5 protein-coding genes are annotated in these 6,605 nt (G+C 34.8%); all 5 read left to right on the top strand.

What is annotated here, in order from left to right; all coding sequences use genetic code 11:
* Positions 1-75 precede the first annotated feature (75 nt).
* From plsX to ftsY, 5 genes are read left to right on the top strand one after another with little or no spacing between them, the layout of a single operon-like run.
* The gene (gene plsX, locus Q5O30_RS07380; protein WP_021953115.1) at positions 76-1,086 is read left to right on the top strand and encodes a phosphate acyltransferase PlsX; all 1,011 of its coding nucleotides are present in this window, start codon (positions 76-78) and stop codon (positions 1,084-1,086) included.
* 18 nt (positions 1,087-1,104) lie between these two features.
* Entirely contained in the window at positions 1,105-1,338 is a 234-nt protein-coding gene (gene acpP, locus Q5O30_RS07375) for an acyl carrier protein (protein ID WP_021953114.1), read from the top strand.
* A gap of 47 nt (positions 1,339-1,385) precedes the next feature.
* Positions 1,386-2,066: a ribonuclease III gene (rnc, locus tag Q5O30_RS07370; RefSeq protein ID WP_021953113.1), complete on the top strand. Its 681-nt coding sequence runs from the start codon at positions 1,386-1,388 to the stop codon at positions 2,064-2,066.
* An 11-nt stretch (positions 2,067-2,077) separates the two neighbouring features.
* The gene (smc, locus tag Q5O30_RS07365) at positions 2,078-5,638 is read left to right on the top strand and encodes a chromosome segregation protein SMC (protein ID WP_021953112.1); all 3,561 of its coding nucleotides are present in this window, start codon (positions 2,078-2,080) and stop codon (positions 5,636-5,638) included.
* A 30-nt stretch (positions 5,639-5,668) separates the two neighbouring features.
* Positions 5,669-6,592, top strand: a complete 924-nt coding sequence (gene ftsY / locus Q5O30_RS07360) for a signal recognition particle-docking protein FtsY (RefSeq protein WP_021953111.1) — start codon at positions 5,669-5,671, stop codon at positions 6,590-6,592.
* The last annotated feature ends 13 nt before the right edge of the window (positions 6,593-6,605 follow it).

Genomic DNA, 6,605 nt, shown 5'->3' with positions numbered 1-6,605 from the left:
AGCGACAGCCACTTTTTCTTGATTTTATAACGTATTTTTAGTATATTATCCTTATGCAAAAAAGGAGGATTTGGAATGTCGAAAGCTATTGTAGCCTTAGATTGTATGGGTGGAGACAATGCTCCGGGAGAGATTGTTAAAGGTGCTGTTTTAGCAGCTAATGAAAATAAAAACATTAATATAAAACTTGTAGGCAGAAAAGAAGATATTGAAAAAGAACTTACAAAGTACGATTACGACAGTAATCTTTTGGAAATTATAAATGCAACTGAAGTTATTGAAACAGGGGAACCACCTGTTGCTGCTATTAGAAGCAAGAAGGATTCATCCCTTGTAAAATGTATGTACATGGTTAAAAAAGGTGAAGCAGATGCCATGGTATCTGCCGGAAGTACAGGAGCTAACCTTGTAGGCGGACATGTTATTATTGGAAGATTAAAAGGGGTAGAAAGACCACCTCTTGCACCACTTATTCCTACAAAGAAGGGTGTTTCACTTCTTATAGATTGTGGGGCGAATGTTGATGCGAGACCATCTCATTTAGTACAGTTTGCCAAGATGGGTTCCGTGTACATGGAAAATATTGTAGGTATTAAGAATCCTAAAGTTGCCATTGTTAATATTGGTGCTGAAGAGGAAAAGGGGAATGCCTTAGTTAAGGAAACATACCCTCTTTTAAAGGAAATTAAAGATATTAATTTTGTGGGAAATATTGAAGCCAGGGATATTCCTGAAGGAAAAGCAGATGTAATTGTCTGCGATGCTTTTGTGGGAAACTGTATTTTGAAATTGTATGAAGGCGTGGCATCGGTACTTTTAAGCAAGATTAAAGGAACCTTAATGGCAAGTCTTAAAACAAAAATAGGAGCTCTTCTTATTAAGAAAGATTTGAAGAAGACACTTAAATCATTTTCCATTGAGGAATACGGCGGAGCACCTCTTTTAGGTCTTAAAGGACTTTTAGTAAAAACTCATGGAAGTTCAAAAGCAATAGAAATCAAAAATTCAATTCTGCAATGTGGAACATTTAAAGAAATGGATTTAAATAATAAATTTAAAGAGAAATTAAATTTAGAAAATAAATAGATTGAAAAGGAGAGTATAATGGAATTAGAAAGATTAATAAAGGCAGTGGCTGATGTTTTAGATTTAGACCCTGCAACAATAACAGCTGACAGTAAATTTGTTGATGATTTAGGAGCAGATTCATTAGATGTGCTGGAAATAGTAATGGGAATTGAAGAAGAATTCGGTATTCAGGTTCCTACAGATGAAGCACAGTCAATAGTTACAGTTGGTGATGCTTACGAAAAAATTAAGAAAGAACTTGAAAAATAAGCCCTAGAAATAGGGCTTAAAAAACGCAATAATTTAAGAGGATATATATGAATAGTGATTACGCCTTATTAGAAACAAAAATAGAATATGTTTTTAAGGATAAAGACCTGCTGCTTAACGCATTAACCCATACATCTTTTGCTAACGAACATAGAAGTAAGGGAATAAAGGACAACGAGAGGCTTGAGTTTTTAGGTGATGCCGTTTTAGAATTGGTGTCTAGTGAGTTTTTATTTAAAACCATGCCGGATATGCCGGAAGGGAATATGACGAAGCTAAGAGCAAGCCTTGTGTGTGAACCTACTTTGGCAAATGATGCAAGGGAAATTGGTCTTGAGGAATTTATTTATTTGGGAAAAGGTGAGGAAGAAACAGGTGGAAGAAAGAGAAATTCCATTGTTTCAGATGCCTTTGAAGCCCTTATAGGAAGCATATTTTTAGATGGTGGAATAGATAATGCCAGAGATTTTATAATTAAATTTGCTTTAAATGATATTGAAAATAAAAGATTATTTTATGACAGTAAAACAATTTTGCAGGAAAGAATTAATATTGCAAAGGTTGGTAAGCTTTCATATGAAATAACAGGTGAAACTGGGCCTGATCATAATAAAACCTATGAGGTGGCTGCGATGCTTGATGACAAAGTAATTGGCAGTGGCATGGGTCATACCAAAAAGGCGGCTGAACAGCAGGCGGCGTACAGTGCCTTGAAAAAATTTAGATAAGAGGGAACAACATGTATTTAAAAAGCATTGAAATACACGGATTTAAGTCTTTTGCAAATAAAATAAATTTTGAATTTCACAATGGGATTACAGGAATTGTAGGGCCAAACGGTTCAGGAAAAAGTAATGTTGCAGATGCCGTAAGATGGGTATTAGGTGAGCAGAAAACAAAACAGCTTAGAAGCTCGAAAATGGAAGATGTTATATTCGCAGGAACAGAAAACCGTAAACCTATGGGATATGCATATGTTGCCATAACATTTGATAACGCAGATCATAAATTAAATATAGATTACGACGAAGTTACAGTTTCAAGAAGATTATTCCGCTCCGGTGAAAGCGAATATATGATAAACGGAACGCAGGTGAGATTAAAGGATATCAATGAGTTGTTTTATGACACAGGTATTGGAAAAGAAGGTTATTCCATTATAGGTCAGGGACAGATTGACAAAATATTAAGTGGTAAGCCGGAGGAAAGAAGAGAACTTTTCGACGAAGCTGCAGGAATTGTTAAGTTTAAAAGAAGAAAAAATGAAGCTTTAAGAAAACTTGACGACCAGAACCAGAATCTTGTAAGAGTTTCAGATATTTTAGGAGAACTGGAAAGACAGGTGGTTCCTTTAGAAAAGCAATGTGAAAAGGCTAAAAGATATCTTTTATTGAAAGATGATTTAAAAGTAAACGATGTAAACATGTTTTTAATTGAATACAATGAGATTAAAAACAGATTAACACAGCTTGATGAAAAAATTAAAATCGCATCAAGCGACATGCAGGTGGCATCTGATGAGTTTGAAAAAATCAAGGCGGATTACACTAAACTTGAGAAAATTATTGAAGAAATTGACAATACAATTGAAACCAAAAAGGCTTCATTTAATGAAACTATATTGAATATTGAAAAGTTCGAGGGACAGATTAATGTTATCAGGGAGCAGATTAATTCAGCAAAAAATAACGAATCCTACATTAATCAGAGAATAGATTCCGTTAATGAGGAAATTAAACAGCAGGGCATTGAATTAGAAAATGCACAAAGGGAAAAGACGGAAAATGAGGGTAAGTTAAAGGAAGTCATTGCTTCCCAAACTGAAATAAATGAACAGATTGAGGAAAAAGGTCAGGGAATAAAGGAATTAGAGGAAAAAATTGAGAAGGACAAAGGAGAAATAATTGAACTTCTTAACGCCAAGGCTTTAATTAAAACAAAAATACAAAGATGTGATACCTTGTTAGAGCAGATTAACATAAGAAAATCACAACTTAACCAGAAACTTATTGAATTTAAAAGTCAGAGAGATGGTCAGGACAACGTTATTAAGGAGTTAGAACAGCAGCTTGAAAACGTTAAAAGTGACATAAAGAAAATAAATGATACTTTAAATAAATATAACAATGATTTGGCAGATTTGAGAGTGGAAAACAGCAGACTTTCAAAGGAATTGTCGGAAAACAATGAGAAGTATCATAAATTAAAATCAAATCTTGAAACTTTAAAGAACATTACCGAACGTTATGAGGGATATGGAAGCAGCATAAAGAAGGTAATGGAATTAAAGGAAGGCCGTAAAGGGATTATTGGTGTTGTAGCAGACATTATTAAGGTTGACAAAAAGTATGAAGTGGCTATAGAAACAGCATTAGGTGGAAATATTCAAAATATTGTCACTGATACGGAAACCACGGCTAAGGACACCATTGAGTATCTTAAAAAGAACAAATATGGACGTGCCACTTTCCTGCCTCTTAGCAGTATGAGCAACAAAACTAATTTCAATGCTCCTGATGCATTAGAGGAAAAGGGAGTGTTGGGGCTTGCCAGTGACTTAGTGGATATTAAGAAAGAATACGAAGGGGTAGCTAAATACCTTCTTGGAAGAGTTATGGTGGTGGACACCATTGACCATGCCATTTCCATTGAGAGAAAATACCGTTACACTGTTAGAATTGTTACCCTTGAAGGTGAATACCTGAATGTAGGTGGTTCAATTTCCGGTGGTGCCTTTAAAAACAACAGTAATCTTCTGGGACGAAGACGTGAAATAGACGAAATTCAAAAGAAGCTTGTTACATTAAAAGAAGAAAAAACAGGTCTGGATAAGGCTTTAACAGATAACAGAGGTGAAATAAGTGTTGTTTCAGAGGAAGTAAATAAAATTACAGCAGGTTTACAGGAACAGCTTATTATTAAAAATACCATTGAGATTAATTTAAAGCAGGCAAAAGATAAGAAGGACAGCATAGCAAGGGAATATAAGGATTATACCAGTGAAAGCGATGATATTGCTGTTCAGATAAGCGACATCAATAAAAACAGTGTATCTCTTAATGATGAGCTGACGGGAACAGAGGACAGAAGTAACCTGTTAGAAAAGGAAGTTGTAGAGAATACAAAGAAACTTAATTCTCTAAAAGAAGAATTGGCTCAGCAAAATGGTCTTTTAGAAGAAATAAATATTGAAATTGCAAACTATAAGCAAAAGCACGAATTTATTGTTGAGAAAATCAGTAATGCAGGTAAGGTTATTGAAGGCTTTAAGCAGGAAATAGAAGATATTAAAAATAATTCTAAGGAAAACAACAATGAAATAAGTGCCAGAACAGAAGCTATTGATAATCTTACTAAAGAAACTGAGAAGAGCCGTAAGCAGGTTGAACTCTTAAAGGAAGAAATTCAAAAGGCTAAAGATGAAAAGGATAAGCAAAGCCGTGAACACAAGGAATTTTTTGAAAAACGTGAACAGCTTTCAGAGAGAATTTCAGCTTTAGATAAAGAAGTTTACAGACTAAGTAGCCAGAAAGAGGCATTAGAGGAAAAATCTGAAAACAAAGAGGCTTATATGTGGAATGAATATGAAATCACATACAGAAAAGCCTGTGAAATGAAGAATCCTGATTACAGTGATAAATCAGAGATAAGAGATAATATAGCCAACATAAGAAAAGAAATGAAATCATTAGGTGATGTAAACATTAATGCCATTGAAGAGTTTAAGGAAGTAAATGAGCGTTATCAGTTTATGAAAACCCAGCATGACGACCTTATGGAAGCTAAGGAAAATCTTCTTAAAATAATTGATGAACTTGAAGTGGGAATGAGAAAGCAGTTCAAGGAGAAATTTGAGGAGATTAAGATTGAATTTGATAAAGTATTTAAGGAGTTGTTCGGTGGTGGAAAAGGCACAATTGAGCTGACGGAAGCAGAGGATATTCTAGAGGCAGGAATTAATATTATTTCCCAGCCACCTGGAAAGAAACTCCAGAATATGATGCAGTTATCAGGTGGAGAAAAGGCACTTACAGCCATAAGTCTGTTGTTTGCCATTCAGAACCTGAAGCCTTCACCGTTTTGTCTTTTAGATGAAATAGAAGCAGCTCTTGATGGCTCTAATGTTGTAAGGTTTGCAGAGTATTTACATAAACTTACAAAAAATACTCAGTTTATTGTTATAACTCACAGACGTGGAACTATGAATTCAGCCGACAGATTATATGGTATAACAATGCAGGAAAAGGGTATTTCTGCATTAGTATCTGTAGATTTGTTAGAGAAGGATTTAACAAAATAACAGAAAGGAGACGCAAAAAGCGTATTAAATATGGCAGGAAAGTTTTTTGAAAAATTAGTTTCAGGACTTACAAAAACCAGAAACAATATTGTGTCAGGATTAAATTCCATTTTTACGGGATTTTCCAATATAGATGATGACTTTTATGAAGAGTTAGAGGAAACTCTTATTATGAGTGATATTGGAGTGAATACTACAGAAGAAATTCTTGATACATTAAAGGAACAGGTAAAAGAATTAAAAATTAAGGAGCCTATGGAATGTAAGGATTTGCTTATAAAAAACATAGAAGAGCAAATGGATATAGGGGAAAATGCATACGATTTTGAAAATCAGCGTTCCGTAATTTTAATGATTGGTGTAAACGGGGTGGGAAAAACCACTTCCATTGGAAAACTGGCAAGTCAGTTTAAGAAAAATAACAAAAAGGTAGTTTTGGCTGCCGCTGATACGTTTAGGGCGGCTGCTGCAGAACAGTTAAAAGAATGGGCTGACAGGGCAGGAGTTGACATTGTTTCAGGAAAGGAAGGCTCGGATCCGGGTTCTGTCTTGTTTGATGCCATATCATCAACTAAAAATAAAGGTGCAGATATTCTTTTGTGCGATACAGCAGGAAGACTTCATAATAAGAAAAATCTTATGGAAGAATTAAAGAAGTTAGACAGAATCATTGAAAAAGAATATGGTGGATGCCATAGGGAAAACTTCATAGTTCTTGATGCCACAACAGGACAAAATGCCTTAGTACAGGCTAAGCAGTTTAAGGAATGTGCTGACATTACCGGTGTTATTCTTACAAAAATGGATGGAACTGCTAAGGGTGGAATAGCCATTGCCATTCAGGCGGAACTTGGCATACCTGTAAAATATATAGGTGTGGGAGAACAGATTGATGATTTACAGAAATTTGATGCACACGATTTTGTGGAAGCATTATTTAACGTACAGGAGTAATTTAGTCAGATAG

The sequence above is a fragment of the Eubacterium sp. CAG:161 genome (genome assembly GCF_000432355.1).
Lineage (GTDB): Bacteria > Bacillota > Clostridia > Lachnospirales > Lachnospiraceae > Eubacterium_G > Eubacterium_G segne.
Note: the sequence above shows the minus strand (reverse complement) of the source record. Positions and strands in the feature narration are given on the sequence as shown.

Coding starts and splice junctions, on each gene's coding strand:
- plsX (WP_021953115.1), top strand. CDS start 76: ATGTCGAAAGCTATTGTAGCCTTAGATTGTATGGGTGGAGACAATGCT.
- acpP (WP_021953114.1), top strand. CDS start 1,105: ATGGAATTAGAAAGATTAATAAAGGCAGTGGCTGATGTTTTAGATTTA.
- rnc (WP_021953113.1), top strand. CDS start 1,386: ATGAATAGTGATTACGCCTTATTAGAAACAAAAATAGAATATGTTTTT.
- smc (WP_021953112.1), top strand. CDS start 2,078: ATGTATTTAAAAAGCATTGAAATACACGGATTTAAGTCTTTTGCAAAT.
- ftsY (WP_021953111.1), top strand. CDS start 5,669: ATGGCAGGAAAGTTTTTTGAAAAATTAGTTTCAGGACTTACAAAAACC.